The sequence below is a fragment of the Rhodopirellula sp. J20-39 genome, from assembly GCF_057365095.1.
On sequence record NZ_CP195123.1, the window covers coordinates 4,723,917 to 4,747,680 of the forward strand.

The 23,764-nt window shown below is 54.9% G+C and carries 12 protein-coding genes; 3 read left to right on the forward strand and 9 right to left on the reverse strand.

The genetic code is table 11. The features are described from left to right. Positions 1-11: 11 nt before the first annotated feature. Positions 12-1,691: a galactose-1-phosphate uridylyltransferase gene (locus ACR3ZL_RS17140; protein WP_473651898.1), complete on the reverse strand. Its 1,680-nt coding sequence runs from the start codon at positions 1,689-1,691 to the stop codon at positions 12-14. A gap of 257 nt (positions 1,692-1,948) precedes the next feature. Next, the gene (locus ACR3ZL_RS17145; protein WP_473651897.1) at positions 1,949-3,583 is read right to left on the reverse strand and encodes a glycogen synthase; all 1,635 of its coding nucleotides are present in this window, start codon (positions 3,581-3,583) and stop codon (positions 1,949-1,951) included. A gap of 198 nt (positions 3,584-3,781) precedes the next feature. On the opposite strand from ACR3ZL_RS17145, the gene ACR3ZL_RS17150 reads away from it, so the two are divergent. Continuing rightward, positions 3,782-7,210: a protein kinase family protein gene (locus tag ACR3ZL_RS17150; RefSeq protein ID WP_473651896.1), complete on the forward strand. Its 3,429-nt coding sequence runs from the start codon at positions 3,782-3,784 to the stop codon at positions 7,208-7,210. A gap of 123 nt (positions 7,211-7,333) precedes the next feature. Here ACR3ZL_RS17150 and rsgA read toward each other — a convergent pair whose 3' ends face one another. Next, entirely contained in the window at positions 7,334-8,602 is a 1,269-nt protein-coding gene (gene rsgA / locus ACR3ZL_RS17155) for a ribosome small subunit-dependent GTPase A (RefSeq protein WP_473651895.1), read from the reverse strand. Between the two features lie 66 nt (positions 8,603-8,668). Beyond that, on the reverse strand, positions 8,669-10,717 hold the full coding sequence (gene ftsH, locus ACR3ZL_RS17160) for an ATP-dependent zinc metalloprotease FtsH (protein ID WP_473651894.1): 2,049 nt from the start codon (positions 10,715-10,717) through the stop codon (positions 8,669-8,671). 506 nt (positions 10,718-11,223) lie between these two features. Here ftsH and ACR3ZL_RS17165 point away from each other — a divergent pair. Both ACR3ZL_RS17165 and ACR3ZL_RS17170 read left to right on the forward strand, forming a co-directional pair. Continuing rightward, positions 11,224-12,756, forward strand: a complete 1,533-nt coding sequence (locus ACR3ZL_RS17165) for a Gfo/Idh/MocA family protein (protein WP_486172809.1) — start codon at positions 11,224-11,226, stop codon at positions 12,754-12,756. Positions 12,757-12,879: 123 nt separating this feature from the next. After that, a complete protein-coding gene (locus ACR3ZL_RS17170; RefSeq protein ID WP_473651891.1) occupies positions 12,880-13,209 on the forward strand; it encodes an ArsR/SmtB family transcription factor in 330 nt (109 codons plus the stop codon). A gap of 59 nt (positions 13,210-13,268) precedes the next feature. On the opposite strand, the gene ACR3ZL_RS17175 is transcribed toward ACR3ZL_RS17170, so the two are convergent. The 5 genes from ACR3ZL_RS17175 to ACR3ZL_RS17195 all read right to left on the reverse strand — a co-directional run bounded on the left by ACR3ZL_RS17175 (position 13,269) and on the right by ACR3ZL_RS17195 (position 23,414). Continuing rightward, complete coding sequence (locus tag ACR3ZL_RS17175) at positions 13,269-14,252, reverse strand: M90 family metallopeptidase (protein WP_473651890.1); 984 nt, start codon at positions 14,250-14,252, stop codon at positions 13,269-13,271. 488 nt (positions 14,253-14,740) lie between these two features. Then, on the reverse strand, positions 14,741-16,234 hold the full coding sequence (gene glpK / locus ACR3ZL_RS17180; protein ID WP_473651889.1) for a glycerol kinase GlpK: 1,494 nt from the start codon (positions 16,232-16,234) through the stop codon (positions 14,741-14,743). Positions 16,235-16,554: 320 nt separating this feature from the next. Further along, positions 16,555-17,460 (reverse strand): glycerophosphodiester phosphodiesterase, encoded by a 906-nt coding sequence (locus ACR3ZL_RS17185; RefSeq protein WP_473651888.1) that lies wholly within the window; start codon positions 17,458-17,460, stop codon positions 16,555-16,557. Positions 17,461-18,250: 790 nt separating this feature from the next. Continuing rightward, on the reverse strand, positions 18,251-19,540 hold the full coding sequence (locus ACR3ZL_RS17190) for a DUF1501 domain-containing protein (protein WP_473651887.1): 1,290 nt from the start codon (positions 19,538-19,540) through the stop codon (positions 18,251-18,253). 136 nt (positions 19,541-19,676) lie between these two features. Further along, entirely contained in the window at positions 19,677-23,414 is a 3,738-nt protein-coding gene (locus ACR3ZL_RS17195; RefSeq protein ID WP_486172810.1) for a DUF1553 domain-containing protein, read from the reverse strand. Between the last annotated feature and the right edge of the window lie 350 nt (positions 23,415-23,764).

The following is a 23,764-nucleotide window of genomic DNA, read 5'->3' on the forward strand; positions in this document are numbered from 1 at the left end:
ACCAATATAACCTACCGCAACACGTATCGGGGATCACCCAAACGAGCTTGTTCCCGATAGGCTTTGGCTGCCGTTTCGGGGAAGATCGGATTGATCATCGCCCCGGTTGCCAACTCAAATCCGGCCAATCGAGACATTCTCGGAAAAACGTCCAGAGCCCAATGCTGAGAATCACGTGCACCTTGAAAATACACGGGGCACGTGTGCAATAACATGTTGTACGCCGTGCCGGGCCGTAAGGCTTCGAGCCAGCGAACAACACGAAGAACCAACCTGGATACTTCCGCCAGATGCATCGACCGCATCTCGCCAAAGCAAGCGAGATGCTCTTTGGAGGTTACCCGGACCTGCAACGGAAACCGACTCGCGTAAGGGCAATAGGCCACAAACGAATCGGTCTGGCTGATAATTCGGCTCTTCTCTTCGATCTCGGCACGAATCAGATCGCACTGCAAACACGAACCCGTCCGAGCATGGTGAGCCTGCAATCGACGAGTAACCTGTTGCACCACAGCGGGCACGCGGTTGGTGGCGATCAGTTGACTATGACTGTGTTGCAACGACGCGCCCGCGTCACGCCCTACATTTTTGAAAACGCTGACGTGCTGGATTCCAGGCACGTTTTGCCAATAGCGAATCCGTTGTGCGTAAGCGGCGAAGACCAATGAAACTTCGGCCGTGTTCAACTCACCGAGCGACTCCGTATGCCGAGGCGCTTCGATGATGACTTCATGACCGCCCGTCGCAGGCTCGCTGGGGAACAAATTCTTGCGGGTCAATTGGGATCGCGATGCGACTCGTCCTTGCGACAAACCCGATGAACCGTTCGTTCGATCGCTGTTCGTTGCACAAGCGGTCGATGACGACCGGCAAGGCTTGTCGCTTACCGCAGGAAACAAATTGGGTACCACTCGAACGGCCCAATCGGATTCGTTCGCAGCGTCTTCCGATGTATCGGAAACAAGATTCTCGTCTAAACGAGCAACCCAGACTGGATCAGGTGTTCGATGTTCTTCGCCGGCGCAAAAGGGGCAATCAATCGCCTTGGCGACAGGCTTCCCAGCATCGGCAAACTGATTCGGACGTTGCGAACGCGTTGTCGCGAACAACGTCCACTCCCCAGTTATCAAGTCTTGGCGAGCTTGCCCGGTCGACGGGATCTTCTCGCCGTCTTCGACCTTCGCAAGTTGATCGGCCGCTTCCTTCGACTCCAAAGCCGATTCGACGATCGTCGATTCCACACTGGCTTCTTTCGTCGAACCCGAGCTTGGCGACAAAGGACCTGTCGATGGCGATGCATGCGATGACACACCACGATCGACGCGGTTGGTTATCGGCCCGTTACCGGAGACGCTAGCATCGCCAACATGCGGTTCAGCAATTTTGGAGCTGGATGTTGGAGGATCGCTAACTACTTTGTGCTTGGCAGTCGGCGAAGCCATTGGTTCGGCTGCAGACTGTCGCGACGGTGCCATTCCATTGGCCAATTTACGAGTAAGGTCAACCTGAACTCGCACTTCGTCATCGGTCGTGCGGGAAGGAAGATCAACTCCCGTCTCGTCAGTCAAAGCCGATCGTGTTTCCGCATCTTCGACGGTTCGATCGAACGCCAATGGTGTTGCACGGAGCAATCGGCTGTCGCGGCGGCGACGTCCTCGGTTCGCTCGTAATTCGACGCGAGAAATCGGCATACAGGCTCTCCGTCGAGGTTGCGAATCCAAACACTACACCATTTGCCCGCCAGCCTTCGCACTTCCGATCGCAAATTTCACGCAGATACTGATCGCCAGCACGCGGACACATTTGGTTTCAAAGAGGGGCTCATTTCGCGGTGGGGACTTCGGTTACCCCACCGCTCAATAATCGGGGCATCACCTCAGTATACGGATTTTTTCGTCCTCGCTAGGGGCATTTGCGGGAAAACCCGCGAGGAGTTTCATGCCCCCTACTAGCTGTATGACTTAAGGGAAATCGTTCGAGCGTAGAGGTCGACGTACTGGGCAGCACTTTTCCGCCAAGACCAATCACGCGTCATCCCGGTCTCGACAATATTTTTCCAATTTTCTGGATCGTGGTATCGCATTCGAAGCGCATCGCCAATCGATCGATCCAAAGAGGCAACGTCGTGCGACTTCATGTGGAACCCCGTCGCGGTCCCATTATGTAGCGTCGCGGGCGTGGTATCGACGATCGTGTCAGCCAATCCGCCGGTTGCCGTGACAACGCAAACCGTTCCATACCGCAGGCTGTAAAGCTGGTTCAATCCACAAGGCTCATACCGACTGGGCATCAAGAACAGATCCGATGCGGCTTCGATTCGGTGAGCCAATTCGTCACTGAATCCGACATGCACGGCAAGCTGGTGGTCGTATTGCTCGGCCAGCCATTTCAATTCCCGCTCAATCTCTGGATTACCGCTGCCCAACACCACCCACTGCGTCGGACGCTGTTGGGTCAAATGTTGACGAATGACCGGAACGATTAAGTCCCAGCCTTTCTGATCAGCCAGCCGGCCCACCAACCCGATCATGGGCACGTCGGCATCTTGCGGTAGCCCCATTTCTTTTTGCAACGCGAGCTTGTTGGCAACCTTACCAACCTGCCACGTTTCGATCGTGTAGTTGTGCGGCAGATGAGGATCGGTTTCTGGATTCCAGATCGATGTGTCAATTCCGTTGATGATGCCGCTGACTCGGTCGCCTAGGCTACGAAGAATCGGGTCAAGCCCGCAGCCATGGATCGAGGTTTTGATTTCGCGAGCGTAGTTGGGACTGACCGTGCAAACTTGGTCCGCGGTTACCACGCCGGTCTTCAAAAAATTCAGTCCCCCGTAGAATTCAAACGATTCACTACGGAATCGACTCCACGACAATCCGGTCAACGGGAACTGGTCCGCTGGGAAACCGCCTTGGTAAGCCAAATTGTGGATCGAAAGAACGGTTGGGGTCTTCGAACTGACCGAAGGCTCGTTGGCATGAGTCGTTTCGCCATCGTCGCCGGAACCATTGGACGCCTGGGATGGATTCGCCCGTCCCGCCGCAACGGGTGCGAAATCAATCGCGCACCGTTGGGATTCGTCCAGCATGGACTCCGTGCCTGGTGCCGCCTCAACTTCGGCTGCTCCCGCTCGCAAAAGTGCTGGAACCAGAGCCGATTGCCAATCGTTGCATTGCACCAGATCCACGGTCGCATTGAAACGCCGCATGATCTCGATCGCCGCTCGGCTATAGAAAATAAAACGTTCGGCGTTATCCGGGTAATCGCCGTGTGCGTCCCCATACAGGGCTGGGCGATCGAAGTATTCGGGTTGCTCGACGAAGAAGACCGGCACGGTTCCGCACGGCAAGTGGCTACGCAGCAATCGCCCCGTCACTCGTTTGTCGCGTCGCATTTGGATCGAGAACGTGACGTCGGTCTGTTCGATCTTTAGTCCAGCCTTATGGATCGACTGAAACGCGGGCATGATGATGCCGCAACGATGCCCGGCCGCGGCCACCACGCTTGGTAACGTCCCACAGACATCAGCCAAGCCTCCGGTTTTTGCGAACGGGACGGCCTCGGTGGTAAGGTAGACGATGTTCAAAGGGACACTGCTGGTTTAGGCGAGAGTAGACTGAGAAGATGAACTACCGCAGCGGCCCGAATATTCGGAACCCGCCGGAAAAGCGTTTATGAAGTGTCTCTTCACTTCACGCCCCACAATAGACTAAGACAAAATAAGATGGGATAAGTCGTTTTCAAGTAAATCCTGCCTGGTTTTCACTCCTCCACTTGTCCCCTTATGGCCCTCACCCTCGTCGAATTTTGGAAGCAACTGATCGCTAGCGGTCTGGCCGATAACTCGACGCCGCGGCTATGGGCTGCCGAGTTCGCTCAGGATCACGGGGGCAATCCGCCTCGTGACGCGCCGACGTTGGCAAAGTGGCTTGTCAAAACGAATCGATTGCTTCCCTTCCAAGCATCCAATCTGGTTTCCGGTTCGCCAGCCCCGGCGGCCGAATCGGGCCAAAACAGTGCGGGTCGGATTCCGAAACTGCGGATCACGCCGTTGACGCAATCCGCTGCAGCGCCGCTGGACGCCATGCCGCGGTGGTTGCCGGTCACCCGAGATTCATCCGAATCGGATCGTCCCCACGAGGGTTTCCTATTCCAAATCCGCCCCGACCGGCTGACACCGCAAGACGGTGACCGCCTCCGCGAGCTGGCCGCTTTGACCAGTCCACGTCTGCCCACGATGGAACTGGTTGGACTGCCAGGCGGACCACTGGGATCGATCGCGGTGTCGATGCCCATCGACGAACCAATCGATACGGTTGGACTATTCGTAACGATGCCCGCCGGATGCCCGCTGTCCCAGAAACTGGCTCAGCAATCCAAATGGCCTGACCACTCGATCGCCGACTGGGTCAACGGTCTGGCTGTCGCGATGCAACAAACCGCACCCTTTTCAACAAACAAGATCCCAGCACCCACCAGCGATCGCGTTTGGATCACCGACAACGGCCAGGCGATCCTGGGTGTGGATCCGGTTGAAGTCATCACGCCAGGCGTCTTCGATTTTCATACGTCGTTCGGCGAAACCGATTCCGAGCTGCTTTACACGCCACCAGAACGATTTGCCGAATCCGCACCCGCGCCCATCCAAGACTCTTCGATCATCTACGCACTGGGTTGTTTTGCTTATCGATTGCGGACCGGAAGCCACGCGTTTGCAGCCGCAAGCCCCGCGCAGATTCGATCACGACAACAAAACTTCGCACCACCGGAACTGAACAAGGCGGTTGAGCAAGGTGCTAGCGGCGATCCGTTGTTCCGCGTGTTGGCATACGCCCTGGCCAAAGACCCTGCCTCACGATTCGCGACCATCGAGCAGTTCATCGCTGCCCTTCAGGCCGCCGTGGCGTCTTCACCTGCCACGACTAGCACAACATCGAACAGTACAGAATCAAGTGCCGCGGTGAGAGCAGCGTCCGCATCAACTGTTTCCGAATCAAAGACTTCGGCCAATGAACCGAAATCGGCGACACCCGGCCCCTCGTCGAAACCTCCGAAGCCTACGCCTCCCACGCCCGAGCCTACCGAACAAAAGATTAAGCAATCAGAAACCGTCAAACCGAAAACCGGCACACCGCTCGGTCCCAGCGAATCTTCGGCTTCAGACAAGACACCAAGTCCAGCTAAACGGCAGCGGCCCGATAAGACAGCAGCAACTTCGGCGTCCGACACAGCATCGGCCCCGCCGCCAAAACCGAAGTCTTCCCAAAGCCCAGGCCCCAAGCCCTCTGCGGAAACGAAGGAACGATCGGCGCCCAAATCGGCACCGACATCCGTAACGACCGGGCAAACGAAATCAATTGCCCCGCCGTCAAAGTCGCCGACACCGGACAATCCGCCGCAACCCCAAACGCCAATCACTCAAGCATCACCTGAAGCAATTCAGGTTCAACCGGTTGTTCAACGGAAACGTGCGGCCCGGCATCGCACCAGTTGGTTGGTTCTGCATTTTTTGTGGATCCCGATCGTCTTGCTGTTGATCGCTCTTGGCCTACAGGGACCACCTGAACCACGGGTAGCAAAACGGATTCGCCCGCCCGTTCCCGCCGTCATTCCGCCGGTTGCCGGTCGACCTCGGCAACCTTCTTTGCCTCCGACTCGGCCTACGCCCGTCGCTCCACCTTCCGACAGTCCATCGGAATCCAACGCGAACAAACGAGAGACCATTGAGGTCGTCAAGAGCGACAAGATGCTGTGGGCTCCGCCCTCCGCGATTACAACCGACGCGAAAAACACCGATTCCGCGGGCACTGGCCCTGACGACAAACCCTCCACGATTCTGCTGCCTCCTGGCCCGGGTGCGATCGTCACCATTGATCTAGCCAAGCTAAACGAAACCGGTTTGCTAGAAACCTTTGATCCTGAAATTTCGCCGCTGTTGGACAAGCTTCGCAAACAGATCGTGATCCCGCTGGAAGACGTTCGCTTGATCTCGATGGGTTGGTATCGAGGACTCAACGGTGTGCCCAAACTGTCCATTGCCGCTCATCTGAAACAAGCCAAGCCTCACGCGGAATTGGTAGACGCACTCAGCGTCTCGGAAGCTCGCGGGAAGGGTGGCGTTTCGCTTTACATCGGCGAAGACGCCGACAGCCTCGCCTATTACTTCAACAAAACCGGCGAGGCGGATGCAGCGATGTCGGACGCCTTTGCCGTCGGCTCGATTGACCAGATCACCGAAGTTGCTGAGGTCGAGGGAGCCCCCGTGTTGCTACCACGTCAACTGGAAGAACTTTGGGACCACGCGAAACCGACCGATGCTATCACGCTGCTCACGCAGCCTAACTTTTTGGTTGCCGATGCTCGCGGTTGGGTCGGCGGGGCATCACCGCCGTTAACCAATTGGATTCGATCGGCTCTCATGCCCGAGTGCGGTGGATTGCTGTTACGAGTCGTCGCGGCAAACGAAGGCGGCAGCTATGTCGAGGCACGCCTATCGACGGCACCTGGCAAAAACCCAGTCGCGTTGGCGACTAAATTACGAGACCGACTGGACCAATCCTCCGTTACGGCTGAAGACTTCCTGCTAACACGTGAAGTCGACGCAACATGGCGACTGCTAGCGTCCCGTTTACCCATGATGTGGTCGTTCGCTTACGATCAAACTCGATCTCAAATCGAAGAACGCAACGTCATCTTCAACACCTATCTACCGCCAAGAGCATTGCCGCAATTAGCGTTGGCCACTTTGCTTGCATCCAATACAACCGCAACGGCTTCGACCGGAATGGCGAGCACGGAAACGGTCAAATTGACGATCGAGGAAATCCTTGACCGTCCGATGTCGCTGTCGTTTGGCCAGGAGTCAATGCAATTCGCGGTCGACACGATCACGAGTGAATTTCAACAAGACCTACCGCCGGGCAACAAGATGCCACCGGTCGAAATCGTGGGCGCGGACTTGCAACTCAACGGTATCACCCAAAACCAACAAATCCGCGACTTCACGAAAGAGAACGTGCCGCTGCGAACCGTCCTGACGGATTTGGTCTTGGGTGCCAACCCCGACCGAACCGCTACCGGACCGGCTGACCCGAAACAATCGCTGGTTTGGGTTGTCGTCGGCGAAGGTGATCAAGCGAAAATTTTGATCACGACCCGAGATGCGTCGAAGAACAAATACACGCTGCCGAGAGAATTCGTCGCAGCGGAGTAAGATGCTCGCCGTTGCGGAGTAACAATGATCTCCGTTGCGGTAGCAACGCGCCCGCACCGCCAGAGAAATGTCGCGTGAGTAATAGCGTGCAAAACGACGCATCAAGGCATATGCAACGAAGCGCTACGCAACCAAGTCGTCTTCGAGCAAGTGACAATACGCGTCATAACGACGAGCATCGATCCTTGCGTCGGCGACCGCATTTTTAACGGCGCACTCGTCTTCAGATAGATGCAAACAGTTTGGGTATCGGCAATGACTGACGTACGGCCGTAGGTCAGGCATCAATCCAGCCACCTCGGTCGCTTCAATATCCCATAATTGAAACTGCCGAATTCCAGGCGTATCGAACACCGCGCCGCCGTCACTTAACGGAATCAACCGAGATGCGGTGGTGGTGTGTCGTCCCTTTTGGTTTTCCACGCTGACGTGAGAGACGGCGAGACCTAACCCAGGTTCAATCTTGTTGAGCAGGCTACTCTTGCCGACGCCACTTTGCCCCGCCAATGCGGTTTGCCGTTGTCTCAAGAAAGCTCGTAAGTAGTCAATATTCTGCCCCGATTCAGCCGAAGTGGGCAGCACACGGTACCCCAGCGAGGCATACACGCCAACCAACGCTTGCAACGACGCGAAATCGACGAGGTCAACCTTGTTGATGACAATCACAGGCTCAATTTCGCACTGGGCCGCGGTTAATAACATGCGATCGATCAGCACCGGTTTAATCCCGGGCTCCGCTGCACTGGCAATGATCAACAACGCATCCACGTTCGCCGCAATCACGTGTTGCTTGCCTCGGCTAGCGCGACAAATGATGCCGTGCCGCGGTTCGATTCGTTCAATCATTCCGTCAGCGACGACGACCTGATCTCCCTGGCCACCTAATAGATTTTCGGTTGCATGTTCGCTTTGGCCGGCGGTCAGACTCTGCTTATTAGCGTAAGCCTGTTGGACGGAAGTCATCCGCCCGGCACCATCGCGGTGTTCCACTCGGAACCAAACCCGATCACCAGCCACCAGCACGCCGCGTTGATCCGTCGCCAGCGATTTCAAGACCTGCCGTGTGGAGCACGCGTAAAGCTTCGCGTCCTCTCCCAAGACCTTGCTCTGCAAACCATGGACGCTCAGCACGCGTCCTTGAACCAAGTTGGTTTGGTCGACCTTCAGTTCAACTTGCAACCCACCGTCGTCGTCTCCGGAACGTTCGGCACCGACGATTGTCTTCTTGCGAGTCAACGCTCCCTTGCCACTCAATCGCTCGGCCTGGACGACATCCTCGATCGAGTTTTCGTCAGGCCGTTGGCGAAATTGGCGAGTCAGATCGGCATCACGAACCCGGCCCTGATGCTTCTTGCGAAACTCAGCTCGGGTCTTGCCTTTCTTCTTTGCCATAGGGTGGGTGGACGCGTTGGTTAACGGGTGCGAACGGCTTGGTGGGCAAAGATGCCCACACGTGGACTAGAGATTCTCTTCGACGCGGTTCACCGGAGCGGAACTATCAGCTCGCTCGGCAGCACCTTCGGGCACCATGATCTGTTCGACCTTGCCTTCGGTGTCACCATTGCGTTTGTGAATTGAAGGACCAATCAATTCGGTCAATTCAACTTCACTCAACTCTTCACGATCGAGCAGTGCTCGGGTAATTGTTTCAAGTTGGCCTCGGTGCTCACGCAACAACTGCTCAGCCTTTTGATCAGCTTCCAGCAAAATACGTGCAACCTCTTCGTCGATCAGTTCTTGGGTGTGTTCGCTGAACTGACGTGATTGGTGGATCTCGCGACCCAAGAACGGATCTTCGTCGCTGGTCTTATAGCTAACCGGACCGATCTTCGGGCTCATGCCCCAATGGGTCACCATTCGGCGAGCGATGCTGGTTGCCCGTTCGAGATCGTTTTCTGCACCGACACACGTCTCAGTGTAAACGATCTTTTCAGCAGCCCGACCACCCAACAACACGATCAATTGATGCTCAAGCTCCCGCTTGCTCATGCTAAGTCGATCTTCGTTCGGCACGTACTGCGTCACACCCAAGGCACGGCCTCGAGGAATGATCGTGACCTTGTGAACAATGTGCGAACCTTCCAAATGCCAAGCGGTCAACGTGTGTCCCGCTTCGTGGTAGGCCGTCTTCTCTTTTTCGTCTTCCTGCAAAATCTCTTCGCGTTTTGCACCCATCAAGATTTTGTCTCGGGCGTAGTCGAAATCAGACATCTCGACGACGTTCTTGTTATTTCGAGCCGCCCAAAGAGCCGACTCGTTAACCATGTTCTTGATATCGGCACCGGTCAAACCAACCGTGCCGGCTGCCAATCGTTTCAGATCAACGTCGTCACCCAACGGAACGTCACGAACGTGGACCTTGAAGATCTCTTCGCGGCCCTTCATCGTTGGACGGCCTACAGTAACGTGGCGGTCGAAACGACCGGGACGCAAAAGTGCAGGGTCGAGTACGTCGGGACGGTTCGTCGCCGCGATCACAATCACCGCGTGTGTGCCGGAAAACCCGTCCATCTCACCTAAGATCTGGTTCAGCGTTTGTTCACGCTCGTCGTGACCACCGCCCAAACCGGCACCACGCTGGCGACCGACCGCGTCAATTTCATCAATGAAGATGATCGACGGTGATTGATCTTTGGCGGTCTTAAACAGGTCTCGCACGCGAGAAGCACCGACACCCACGAACATCTGAATGAATTCACTACCGTTGACGCTGAAGAACGGCACATCCGCTTCGCCAGCCACAGCACGGGCGAGCAACGTCTTCCCAGTTCCTGGAGGTCCATTCAACAGGACGCCCTTAGGAACTTGGCCACCCAATTTTTGGAACTTATCTGGCGTCTTCAGGTAATCAACGATCTCTTGCAGGTCGGCTTTGACGCCTTCGAGCCCAGCAACATCGTTGAACGAAATTACCTTGTCGGTGGCTTCGAATCGCTTCGCCGGGCTCTTACTGAATCCTGACAAGAAGCCTCCGCCACCCATCATTTCGTTGCGTGAACGCCGGATCATGGTGAAGACCAGGAACAGGATCCCGAGCGGCAACGCCAGCATCAGCAAAACCTGCATGATAGCGGCGGTGGAGTCCGGCTTTAAAAATGCGTAATCGGTGATGCCTTCGCTTTGAAGCTGTTTTGCCAACGCGTTGGCGTATTCCTCACCGGCGGGGCGAGTGAACACGAACTTCTTCAACAACGGCTCAGCATCAGCCTCTTGTTCCGTGTCAGCATCCTCATCAACGGGCGGTTCAGGCCGGATCTTGAACGAACCTGAAACATCAAGGTCGCCGATGCGAACCTTTTCGACGTTGCCCTTTTCGAGCTGCTCTTGGAAAAAGCTGGCCGTGATTTCCGATCGAGGCTCCGTTCGATTGAGGAACAGCATCGCTGCAAGCGCAGCAATGACGACAGCAATCAGCACTGGATTCCCGCCACGACGACCGCCCTCGCCCTCCGGCGAGTCTTTCGGCTTGGATGGTTCTTTGGAGTCGGACCGGGCGTCCTTTGTCATCTTGTCTTCCTGAAAGCTGTTTCAACGTTTGGCGACCACCGCCGGGCTGGCAGCAAACCGTGCTGCTAGCAACAAGGGATAGCAAACCGCGTACCGGCATCCCACTAGGTCACTCTAGCCCGCAGTTTACCGACAAGCTGGCAGTGTACCGACAATCCGGATGCGCGACCAATGGAGGTTCGGTCTGCAGCACGATTATGTGGCCCAGAAATTGACTGGTCGCGGATTCCCACCGGCTCGCTGCCGATTTGTCATCGCGATCAAGTTCTCAAACCGGCAAAATCCGTGATTTCCAACCCAAAAATCCCAACCAAAAATCATAGCGGACTAGCAAGCGGGCCGCCCAGCAGCGGCGTTTGCATGGCGGATTTAACAGCCCTGATCGCCCAATGTGACGGCAACTAGCCGGTATATGCAGTTTGCGGAAAACTTCGAGCTGGCAAATTCGCCTAGATTCCTTGATGCCAGCCATGCCGGATCGTTCGCCAGAGTCTAGAATGACAGTCATGAGCCCCGCCCCTCTCGATCGCCCCCATTCGAATCCCAATAGTTCCTTGAGTCCAAGTCGCCCTCTCAAGCAACGCAGCCCCTTGGCTGCCTTCATGCGCGGCAAGAATGATGGCGCCGAAGCAGTCCAATCGACTATTGACGCAGATTTGGAAGCTCCGGCTCGAACCACCGGCCCCGGCAAGTCCATGGAAAACCGGCGTGGATTCTTTGCCAAAAGCTCCCTGGCGATCGCGGGCGGAACCGTCCTGGCGGCCGAACAAGCCGCTGCCATGGTGCCACATGTCGGCGGCAGCGATTGCCTGCGAGTCGCCCTGATCGGCTGTGGAGCCCGCGGAAGATCCGCGGCGGCGGAGATTTTACTTTCCAGCTCGAGCCATCCACTCGGCTCGGGATCCTCATCCAATCCAAAGCATTCAAACGACAATTCATTCGGCAGCATTCGCCTAGTCGCGATGGCCGATGCGTTCGGCTCGCAACTCCAATCGGCCTACCGCAGTCTGCACGGCCGATTCGGAAAGAATGTTGACGTTGGCGATCGCCGATTTATCGGTATCGACGCTTGGCGACATGCGATGGAGTGCGAAGCCGATTTAGTCATCCTGGCCACCCCGCCGGTCTTTCGCCCCAAGCAATTTGAAGCTGCGGTTGCCGCACGCAAACACGTCATGATGGAAAGTCCCGTCGCGGTCGACCAAGCCGGACTGCAACGCGTGATCGAATCAGCGGCGATCGCTCGAAAAAGCGGTTTGGCGATTTGCGCTGGGTTACAGCGACGACACGATGCAAGACTGATCGAGACGATTGAGCAACTTCGCGGCTCAAGTGTCGGCAACGCTGCAAGTGACGACGGTCAGCAGTCAATCGGCCGCATCGGCGAATTGCTGTCGGCGTCGATCAACGCCAAAGCGATTCCGAAACAGTTTTCACAACGTGACACTCGTATCTCTGATCATGAATACGAACTCCGCAACTGGCAACACTTCCCCTGGACCGGCGGCGGTGCAGTAGACCAGCGTTTTGTCCATTCGCTTGATACCGTGTCTTGGGTCTTGGGCATGCCCCCAGAAAAGGCATCCGTCGACACCAACGCATTTACGTCAGCCAATTCCGTATTATCCGAAGGCAACAAATCGAAGCCCCACGAATACTGCGTCCAATACGACTACCCAAACCAATTCACCGCCACACTTCGGTGTTTTGGCAACCAGTTGTCGACCCAGCCATCGTCATCTCAGCAAAGCCCCCAAAAACCTCCGGCTGTCACCGCGAATCAACGCACGGGTGAAACCATCTTCGGAACCCACGGTAGCTGTGATCTGGAACGGGCTCTCATTCGAGACCAATCCGGCAAAGTGATCTGGCGTAGCGAAGCGAAGACCACCGCCAACACTCGCTGGCAAGCTCAGGCAAATTCGCTAGTCACGGCAATCCGCAACGGCGACATCCTTGATGAAACCGAACTCGCGATCGCCAGCACATCGGCATGGATACTGGGCCGTCGCTGCGCAACGGCTTCTAGCATCTCTTAGCATTCGCGTTCTTTGCAAAGCGTTTGTTGGCGAACGCCTTGCCGCTCATTTTTCACTGTCGGATTGCTCGATCCAGGACACGCGGTTATCGTGAATCGCAGATTACCGATACAAGGATGCTCAATGGCAAAACGAAGCACGAATAAGAAGTCCTGTGACTCCACTCCGGTGAAGCTAAAAGCAGACGCAACCGCAGTCGACTTTGCCAAGCTGGCCTGGGCGATCGCTCACCCAGCACGCGTCCAGATTGTGCGATTGCTGATCGGTCGCGAAGCGTGCATCTGCGGCGAAATTGTCGACCAGCTACCGCTGGCCCAATCGACCGTTTCGCAACACCTGAAGATTCTGAAAGACTCAGGTCTGATCCAGGGCGAAGTCGACGGCCCAAAAGTCTGCTACTGCATCAACCAAGAATGCCTCGCTCAACTGAAAGCGTTTGTCGCGGAACTTTGACAATGATCCGATCGCCGCTTCGTTGAAGCGAAACGGGCCTTAGCAATCGGGCACCGCTGCTATTTCGAAGCCGCACGTTTGCAACATCGCTTGTACTTTTCGCCGCTGCCACATGGACATGGTGAGTTTCTCCCGACTCGTCGTCGGCGCTTTGGTCGATTGGAAAGTAGCCGCTTGGTGTCTTGGTGATACATCTTGCGAAGCATCTCGTACAACTTCGGGTTACGCTGCTGAAGCAGCGTTGGCGTCTCAAAGAAGTACTCGCTAAGAACAGCGAAATATTCGGCTTCGTTGGTGAACGCGTAATCGTCGATGTGCTCGTTCGACGTCGCGTCCCGTCGCAGCTCTTCACTGACCCAACGCACCCACGGATTCAAGTCGGCGGCATCGGCCAAGGGTGGTACCCCGTCAACCTCACCATCAGCCTTATCGACGAGGTGAGCAAATTCATGAATGCCCACGTTTCGCTTGTCGGTATTGTTGTCAAGGCCCGCAATCAATGCCGGTTTGGAAAGGATCATCACGCCACTGAGATGGTTCACACCCACCATCCCCAACGTGTTTGCTCCCGCCACGTCATCGGTTTTGTATTGGTCGTCAAATGAGCCGTGATAGATCAAAACTTCGCCTAACGTCGCGTACTCGAAGTCGTCGAACCCCAAAATCGGGATCACTGCACTGGCAGCAACCAGCACACGTGTGACCTCGTCCACTTCAGTACGAATTCCGGTGATCGCAACTTCGTCTAGGAATACCTTCACCAGATTACGAAACCGCTCTTGCTGATCCGGCGGCAACGCTGCGAAGAACTCAACGCGTGACTGCAGGATGCTCTCCCACGACGCGGGAAACTCTTGGCCGATGACCGCAAATCGGCGTTTCGTTTTCCGCCGCAGCCAATAGAAAGCTAACGCAGCGACCGGAACGAGTCCAAAAGCAATGGGCAAGAAGAAACCGCCCGCCAATCCAGCGAAGGCTATGATGCCCGCAACCACGACAGACAGGTTCCGGTTACGGCGATTTTGAGTTTGGCTGACTAACATGCCGCAAAGTGTAGCGGATCAGATCGGCGAATATGCAGGTCACAATTCAGGAAGCCGAGCACCAATGACGATGGACAGCCCAACAATCCTTGCAGTCTTCAAATCCAAGGATCTGGCTTCGATCGCAAAAACTCAAGTTTGTCATGGTGCGTGCGAAGATCAGAAATCACCTCAGCGATGACCGTATTGTTCGCGCCGACAATCTCATGATCACATCACCACGATGCCTCTGTTCTGGAGCGTCGGGATGTGCGTGACCATGTTCTTTAACACGATATCGCGAGACATTCTGAAAATGTTTTAGACCGTTAGAAAATCGAAGACATCAGCTCCAACGTTGCATTAGATCCGCTACCACCAACGACTGCACGGTATCACGAAGACCATGTCGCAAACCTAGGCGATTTTTCGCGGTTCTACCTCGCGCACACTGCCATGGCCAAACCGCGACGCATCGCGTCTGAGCCTTCTTGCCACGTTGCCGCCCGTCAAACGCTCGGCTCCCATTCCTTGGAACGGTTCAGTGCGCGAGTCCACTTGGTTCGACGACCATTCGCCTCATCCACCGACATCGTCGGCTCGAAAACGCAATCGGTCTGCCAAACTTTTTGAATCTCCGCAACATCGCTCCAGAACCCCACCGCCAAGCCAGCAAGAAATGCAGCTCCCAACGCCGTGGTCTCAATCACCTTAGGACGAACCACGGGAACTTGCATAATGTCGGCCTGGAACTGCATCAACAGATTGTTGGCGGCCGCCCCGCCATCCACGCGAAGTTCGCCGATGGGTGCACCGGCGTCCAATTTCATCGCGTCAAGCACGTCCGCCACCTGGAATGCTATTCCTTCCAGTGCGGCTCGCGCAATGTGACCTCGGTTCGTCCCTCGCGTCATTCCGATAATTGTTCCGCGTGCGTACGAGTCCCAGTGCGGAGCGCCGAGACCAGCAAACGCAGGAACCATGTAGACGCCATCACTATCGACCACCGTGGCGGCAAGTTGTTCGACCTCGGCTGCCGAATCGATGATCCCCAAACCATCACGCAACCACTGCACCGTAGCACCGCCCATGAAGACGCTGCCTTCGAGTGCATAGTCGGGCTGATCGGTTGCGCTACACGCGATCGTTGACAACAAGCGGTGCTTCGAAGGCGTTGGCTTGTTACCAACGTTCATCAACATAAAACACCCCGTACCGTAGGTGTTCTTGGCCATCCCGTCGCGGGTACAGTTTTGCCCAAACAGTGCCGATTGCTGATCTCCAGCCGCACCGCCGATTCTGATAGGTGCGCCAAACAACTCGCTCGTGGTCTCGCCGTAGATGTGGCTGGATGGCAACACCTCCGGTAACAACGATCGAGGCACCTCGAACAACGAAAGCAGGTCATCGTCCCACTGACACGTCGTTGTATTGAACAACATCGTCCGTGAAGCGTTGGTGATGTCGGACGCATGAATACGTCCGCCGGTTAGCTTCCAAATCAACCAACTGTCGATCGTTCCAAAGGCGAGTTCACCTTTCTCCGCAAGATCTCTAGCGTCTTCGACATGGTCCAAGATCCAACGAATTTTGGTTGCACAGAAATAGGCATCAATGATCAACCCAGTTTTCTGTTGCACCATTTCGGTGTGTCCCGCTTCTTGCAACGAATCGCAATAGCTGGATGTCCGACGATCCTGCCAAACGATCGCGTTGCAAATTGGCTTCCCGGTTTTGCGATTCCAAAGCAGCGTCGTTTCGCGTTGATTTGTGATGCCAAGTGCGGCTACGTCGGAGACGAAGGTGCCGGTATCGCGAAGCACTTGTCGCACAACAGCGAGCTGAGAATCCCAAATCTCGTCGGCGTCATGCTCCACCCAACTGGGTTGCGAATAGATTTGCTTAAATTCTTGTTGACCAATACCGACCACATTTCCCGAGTGATCGAATATGATCGCGCGAGAACTGGTGGTGCCTTGATCAAGTGCGATGACAACGCTCATTCATCGTTCTCGCTAGCTGAGGTACGAAACCAATGGTGGATGTTCACCCTGACCGCAAACGAAGCTTTACGCAATCGATCCGGACGACCAGGTCGTAATCATCCCACACTTCAGCATAGAAGATCGCAGTCACTCATGAGCGGCCTTTCCCAGCACTCAAGCGAATTTGCGAATGCACCTTCCGCCGCATTGTCGAGCACGTGGATACCAAATACGACAAGCAAAACGATAACGACTGCCCAACGGATCAACACGCAAGCCGCGGAATTTAATCTCGAACGCAGGACGAAGGGCAATCATTAGGGCAGCCAACATAAAGGCTAATTAGCAGAAACAGAAATGTTTTGGCGAAGTGCTTCGCGTATCATCCCCGGCCGGTTGGTCGTAATCGAAGCGAATCCCGAACCAACAAGTTGCTTCGCCAACTGCGGGTCGTCGACGGTCCAGCCATGAACACCGCAACCCGCTTCCTGGATCGTGCTAACGAACTGCGGGCTGACAAAATCCTGAAACAACTTATCAGTGACGTTGGTTCCAAATCCGGTGGCGGAAGTCGCTTGCAACGTTTGCACGATTTCAGACAAGCCCGGTTTCCAAGAAGAAGCAATGTCATCTGCCCCCAACGTTTGCGAACCCGGCTTTAGTTTCTTGTAGGAAGTAAGCCAGTTCACGTCGTAAGGCATCATCTCTCTCGCCTTCTTAACGACATCTCGATTGAAACAAATCAGCACGATCTGCTCCTTCGTCAGTTCCGATTCGGAAAGCTGCCGTTTGAGTTCAGGAAGGATTTCAGGCCCGCATTTGATTTCGATAAAAATTGATTTACCGGCGGGAATGGTATCGATCACTTCGGCTAGTGTGGGAATAGTCGTTCCCGCGTACTGGACACCCTTCCAGGAACCCACTTCGACCTTCCGAAGCTCCACTAGGTTGGACGTGGCAATCGTTAACGGCTCAGACTCAGGAGCGGTCCGCTTAGTAGTCGCGTCATGTATGCAAACGATTTCGTTGTCGGCCGTCAGGTAGAAATCGCCCTCAATCGCATCGGCCTTCTCCTGCCACGCCAATTCAAATGCCGCGATCGTGTTCTCGGGTGCTGCATGAGACGCACCACGATGGGCCACAATGAAGGGGTCGCCAGCACGACACACGTGACTATTTCCTATTAGACAGAAAGCCAAGACCAAGATTGCAAAGGTGGCAGAGAACAAAGGTTTGATAGTCATCTAGAAGTCGAAAACATGCTACGTGTAGTGAATTTGAAGTGCCGAGATTCTAGCCGTTCCGTTTCCGAAATAATCGGGAAGTGCAAATCCTCGCGAATGTTTAATCGAAACTTAAAAAACTACCCAAACCGTAGTGGCATACTCGTCCCAAAGTTGTGACCGATCTAGTCAAATCGTTCCGCTGCAGAAAGCTCGCCCCGCGTTTAAGTCGAAAAGAGGTACATACCTACCGACATCAATAACCAGCAAATATCTTCATCTTGCTCCCATGCGGCAACAACTATTTTTGAGAAATCAAACTTACCGCTGAATCGCTTTCCCCAAGTCTATATGGGGCGTCAAGCCGATGCTTTGCGATTTTCCTCGGATAATATTTGTTGATTGAAATGCATGCTTGTTTTAATTGATTGCACAACAATGAAACGTCAAATCTGACGATCTTCGTCGATTTGCTTGCTCCGCAATACGGCATGCTTCATTGCGAAGACAGTGTTTTGCTACTCAGGGTACAGATCGTCGGACGTCAGGCGCAACCCGGCATACATACAAAGCGATAGCGGACCCACGGCGTGGAGAATGAGAAATAAACTCTCCACCAGCCCGGTATCCGAAATGTCAGCAAGCAATGCAATTCAAACAGCTTGAAAAGAACAGTCGCGATGCAAACGCTATAAAGCACCAACGGGTTGATACTCATCCCAGAACGAACTCACATATAGTCGAGCTAGGTAAGTTTCACTGCAACTAGACTACTGTGCGAGATGGTAGCTCTTGCAATGAATTTAAGTCATCAAGAAGCAAACAGTTTTCCTATTGGTTTGCCTTGATCGGTGATCGGCACTGGTCGATCGCCGGAATACAAGTCCTTGCGATAGTCAACTCCCGTGCAGGCGCAAACGGTGGCAAAGAAATCGGGAACACTGACAGGGTCGGCAACAATCGCCTTTGCGTTTTCATCGGTCTGACCATACGCACCGCAGTGCGAGAGTCCACCTCCGGCGAGCACACAAGTGAACGAGGTGCCTTGATGACCGCGACCGCCACCGCTGTCAAAACCAGACGGGCGTCCGAACTCTGTCGTGACCATAATTAGCGTTTTATCGAGCAATCGTTTCTGCTCCAGGTCAACAATCAAAGTTGCCAACGCGGTGTCCAACTCTTGAATCAACTTGTGCTGATTCAGAATGCTGCCGTTGTGAACATCCCAGCCCGCACCGTTCAAGAAATTCAGGTTGTGGCTGACTTCGACAAACCGAACACCGCGTTCAACCAAACGGCGACTCAGCAAGCATCGCTGACCAAATTCGCCACCATACTGGTTTCGCAGACCATCGGGTTCGCGGTCGAGTTGGAAAACACGATTGAATTCCGGACCGCTGAGCTTCATGCTTTGCTGGATTGCAGCATCGTAATCTAACAACGCGGAAACGTCGGTCTTACCGGCATTCTTGCGGAGCTTAGTGAGGAACTCCTCACGACGGCCTTGGCGTGAAGGAGTGATCCCTTCGGGCCGAGACAACCCAGCGGGGCCGCGGCCTGTTTCGGTTAAGTACAAGTAACCACACTTTGCCCCTAAGAACCCGGGGCCCCGTGTGACGTTCGGGTAGCCAATCAACACGTAAGGCGGTGCAGCATCACTGATAGCACCGCGTTCGTGGGTAATGATGGATCCGATCGATGGATAAGTCACCGTCCCGCTAATGGAACGACCGGTATGCATGCGGTTCGTCGCGGCGGCATGTTCGTCAATCACATTGTGGTGTACCGACCGGACTGCCGTGACACGGTCCATCACTCTTGCGGTTTGCGACAGGTGTTCGCAAACCTGCACGCCCTCAACGGCAGTGTCGATCGAATCGTAATAGGAACCCGCCTTTTTGGTCTTCGGGTCGCCCTTTGCTTTGGGATCGAACGTATCCATTTGGCCCATCCCACCACCAAGCCAAATCGATATCACGTGTTCAGCATTGCCTTGCACCAGTTCAGTGGATGAGCTTCCAGCCGCAAGCCCCGGCATTCCCATGGCACCGGCGGCAACGGCACCGCTAGCGAGAAATTGTCGTCGTGATGGAGTGGTCATAAGTTCGGTCTCGTTTAAGTGGAACGATTGTCTCAAAAACGCGTTAACCAAAATCAAAGGTCCCGCCGGACGTTTGATTTCCCATAAAGATCCTAGAATCCTTACCTTGACTTGGTGGTCACCCGGTCAAATCGGGCTACGGCACCCACGCGAATTCGCGGTCGTTGACCAGGCTCCACACAATGTCTTCGTAGACCTCTCGCCAATCAGCTTGCAGTCGCGGATCCACCGACGGGCCACGCAGGACACGACGTTGCCATTCTTCCTGAATATCGTTCGCCTCCGAGACCAAGTGGTTGGTCCAGGTGGACTGCGGTAGCAATGGTTCAACGACTGGTGGTTCCACTTGGTCGGTGGGGCGAATGCGATTTACAAATCCATTGCGAAGCGATGGGAGCAGGACAGCCTTTTCTTGTACATCAGAGTATCGGCCCAAGATGCGCAAGAACAACGAATCCAGAAGTGTCTCGGGCGACTCAGCATCGATCGCTAGTTGTGCCAGTGGCGTTCGATAGGCTGCTCGCGTCAGTGACATCGAGAGCGTTCCATTGGCAAGAATCGCCGGTTGAAGCAGATTGGGATCTGTTTCTCGCTCGGCAATCGGTTGTTGTCGCGTTCCGGTCCAGCCAAAGGCTTCCAATACATCCACAATAGGCTGAGCCCGCGGCATTGACAGACTCGGACGGTCACGTTCATTGTTCAGCCCCGCGAACATCCAAGCACGCGTCGGAGTTCCGAGTGAGAGTCTCGAAGCGATAGTTACCGAACCATCGTGAACAAAGGTCAGCTCTTCGCAATCCATCTTACGGCCAGTCGCAACAAACAGCGAATCAACAATTTGTTCGGCTGCAAGCCTGCGTGGGTCGGGCGCATTGAAGAATCGTTGCCCGGCGGCAGCTTGCTTGTTCAGCCCCGTCGCAGGACGCTGGTAGGTTTCCGAGTTCATGATCTGACGAAGGACGTGTCGCAGGTCGTAATCGTTTGAGATCAACTCATTGGCAAGCCAAGACAAGAGTTCGGGATGGCTGGCCGCCTTTCCTTCCCAGTCGTTGACCGGCTGAACGATTCCTGCACCCAGTAGACGATTCCACAGATGGTTGACGACAACTTGAGGGAACCGGTGGTTTTGGGGTGCAGTGATCAGAGCAGCGAGACGCTCACGACTATCCCGAGGGTCACGAACCAACTCATCAATGTGCGGTCCGTCTTCGACTCCCGTGAATGAGGCGAACGGCCACTTCGGTTGAACTTGCACGCCCGGTTTAAGGGTGACTTTGATCAAGGATTCACGACCAATGCCCTCGAAAAACGCATCCGGAACACGGCTCGTTTTAGGCGGAGCCAATTGATTGCGATTCAACATCGCAGCCAACGAATAGAGATCTCCTTGCAAAGTGCTGTGATAGGGTGAATCGTGGCAGCGGGCACACTGCAATTCAATACCGAGAAATGCCGATGCCAAGATATGCCCTTTCGCAGCCATTGGTGAATCATTTTCACCGGCTACCCCGAACCCAGCACTGCCTCCGTTGGCAGAATGGCCTCGCATCAAAATCAGTTCGCTAACCATGCGGTCCAATGGTTTGCCGTCACGAAGCGATTCATAAAGGAACCATCGAAATGGCCCCGTGCTATTGAGCGACGGATTCAGCAGACCAGGGTTCTCGGCGAGTAAGTCCATCCAAAAACTAACCCAATGATCGGCGTAGCGATCGCTATTCAAAAGATGGGCAATCAGCTTCGCGCGTTTGTCGGGGGCGTCGCTAGCCAAAAACGCTTTCGCTTCTTCGGCAGTGGGTCCAACACCAGTGACATCCAAGTAGGCGCGACGCAGGAACGATGCGTCTTCGATGATTGGGGCCATTGCAACGGATTCCGGAGCAATGGGTGAAGCGGGCCAGAGGGCGCCCACCTTAACCCAGGTTTCTAATGTTGCGATCTGTTCGTCCGTCAGCCCATCGCCAGTCGGCGGCATGTCATGGTCTCGAATGCGAACAATCAACTCGCTGGCATCGGGATCCCCTGGCACGACTGCGGGTTCTTCGGATTCGCCACTGGCAAGCGCGTTGTCGCGGGTGTTCAGTCGCAGCCCGCCCTGGTCTTTTTCGCCGTGGCAGCGAAAACACTGTTCTTGCAAGATCGGCAGCACGTTGATGTTGAAATGCTGTGCGGTGCTCGCATCAAACTGCTTGGCCTCGTTTACTGCCGTCGATATCTTTTCGGCTACGAAGTGGTCGATTGGATGAACGTCCAAATTGCTCAGTGCGATTGTGTTTTGGTGCACATGCTCCCGCGCCAACTCATGTCGTTGCAGCCAAAAAGCATCTTGTGAAGTGGCGGCCTGGCGACGCACGGAATCTTCGTAAGCCACCAACAAAGCCTCTATCTTCTTCAACTCCGATTCAACGGAGGCGTCGGTCAGCATCAGCGGTGAAGAGGCATCGGGGCTCAAGACAAACAATGGTCCTTCACCATCACGCTGCACTGCCACACAAACTTCGCCGGACTCCACCCGAGAACCATTACCACCCACCATCACTTCCAAAACAACTCGGACACGTCTTGGCCCAGCTTGCCCCTTCGGTGCGATTGCGTGCTTTGTAAACGCTTCCTGTTGCGGGAAAGGTAAGAGTCTTGCGTCAGAAACAATTGGCGTGGGAACCGGAACAATGGGTTCCAAATTCCCGCCACGTCGACGAGCCACTTGAGTGTGAGCCACCAACTCACCATCGATCCACAATCGACTCAATGAACGAGCGCACACCAAGAAGCGATGATCACCGGCCGGAATTTCAATATCACCGGCAATTCGCACTAACAGTGGTGCCTTCCAACCGATCCGGATCCCCCAGCTGTCGTACCGGACGGGAACCCGTGGCAACAAAAAGGCATCGCTCAAGAATCTTCCGAATTCCTCCGGCAATGCCTCGTGTTTTAATAACCATCGTCCGGCATTGGGCATGCCTTCAGTCAGCGTTACCAGAACTTGCCCCGGAGGGATCCCCCCGAGGTCCGGCATGGATTCAACCCCAGGTTCCATAACCAGCCGCCCACCTTTTCGATTGAAACGATCAGCGATGGCTTTGTCGCTTAGCATCACACGGTGAATTGCAACCGCATCCATCCAGCCGCGAAAGCTGCTTGCATAATAGCCACCGTTGGCAGACCCGATCCAAATTGCGTCGTCATCGACAACAGGTTTTTCCTGAGTCTCCCCTCCCATGTCCCACGTCCCTGCAGAGGGTTCGCCATCGATCCATCCGCGAATCGATTTGGGTTCACCAAAGCGATACGCGACCGCGATGTGATGCCAGCCCGAACCAGCAGCAAACCCCACCTCGGTCGTCCAGCGATGCCAATGAGCATCCTTTTTTTCAGCCCCCGGCTTGATTGGTGTTGCAAACAGGAAGTTGGCGTGGACCGCATCACGCTGAGAGACCACTCGCAACGCCCAGTTTTGATTATCGCGTGCAAACTTGCCAGTTCCAGTTCGCCCCTTGCTAACCACATACATCGGAGAGGTGCCGGTTGCTTTGTCGATCCGCACCCAGGCTTCCAGAGTGATTTCATCACCGTTGGTAAAGTCATAATCGCTTTCCGGACCGGAGTCTTCCAGCGTAAGGAAGCCGTGCCCTTCAAACCTCAGAGCGGTGTTGTCGGAGGCCATGTCAGGGAATTCGGGAGGTCGTGGTCCCGTTTGATCGCGATGCACGTCGCCGTGCAGTTCCAGAGGAATGCCAGCTTCGCTACCAAAATCCCAGCGAGCCACCTCGTTGGCGATCGCATTGGGTGACGCAAGCACGATGACACTAGCAAACGCAAGCATAGTGAACGCTGCGTAAACCACGCGTGGATACAAGAGCGGAATGTTCATGTTGTGACCACACTGTTAGGAGAAATACAGAGCGGCAAAGCCGGACTGCGGAAGTGGTTGATTACTAGGCGGATAGCCTGACTTCAATCGTTTGGTTCACGGCCATCGATGCATCTCGCGTTCACCGCATGGTTAACTATCTAATCGTGGCTGTTGCGGTATCGATGATGACTTGCAAAGCGGCGAATATTGAAAACGCCGAACTGCGAGACTGAACATGCCAACGAGAAGAACGACGTCCCTCCAACAAACGGATCCGCTTTCCCTTAGTGGCAAATCGACTACGGCACGAAAGCCTGAATCAGACAATGACAATAAGTTGCTGTCGGTTTGGGTTCGTTCGCATGCCT

Excerpts from the sequence above, each read along its gene's own strand:
- ACR3ZL_RS17195 (WP_486172810.1), bottom strand. The coding sequence starts at position 23,414 with ATGAACATTCCGCTCTTGTATCCACGCGTGGTTTACGCAGCGTTCACT.
- glpK (WP_473651889.1), bottom strand. The coding sequence starts at position 16,234 with ATGAGCGTTGTCATCGCACTTGATCAAGGCACCACCAGTTCTCGCGCG.
- ACR3ZL_RS17170 (WP_473651891.1), top strand. The coding sequence starts at position 12,880 with ATGGCAAAACGAAGCACGAATAAGAAGTCCTGTGACTCCACTCCGGTG.
- ACR3ZL_RS17140 (WP_473651898.1), bottom strand. The coding sequence starts at position 1,691 with ATGCCGATTTCTCGCGTCGAATTACGAGCGAACCGAGGACGTCGCCGC.
- ACR3ZL_RS17175 (WP_473651890.1), bottom strand. The coding sequence starts at position 14,252 with ATGTTAGTCAGCCAAACTCAAAATCGCCGTAACCGGAACCTGTCTGTC.
- ACR3ZL_RS17150 (WP_473651896.1), top strand. The coding sequence starts at position 3,782 with ATGGCCCTCACCCTCGTCGAATTTTGGAAGCAACTGATCGCTAGCGGT.
- ACR3ZL_RS17165 (WP_486172809.1), top strand. The coding sequence starts at position 11,224 with ATGAGCCCCGCCCCTCTCGATCGCCCCCATTCGAATCCCAATAGTTCC.
- ACR3ZL_RS17190 (WP_473651887.1), bottom strand. The coding sequence starts at position 19,540 with ATGACCACTCCATCACGACGACAATTTCTCGCTAGCGGTGCCGTTGCC.
- ftsH (WP_473651894.1), bottom strand. The coding sequence starts at position 10,717 with ATGACAAAGGACGCCCGGTCCGACTCCAAAGAACCATCCAAGCCGAAA.
- ACR3ZL_RS17185 (WP_473651888.1), bottom strand. The coding sequence starts at position 17,460 with ATGACTATCAAACCTTTGTTCTCTGCCACCTTTGCAATCTTGGTCTTG.
- rsgA (WP_473651895.1), bottom strand. The coding sequence starts at position 8,602 with ATGGCAAAGAAGAAAGGCAAGACCCGAGCTGAGTTTCGCAAGAAGCAT.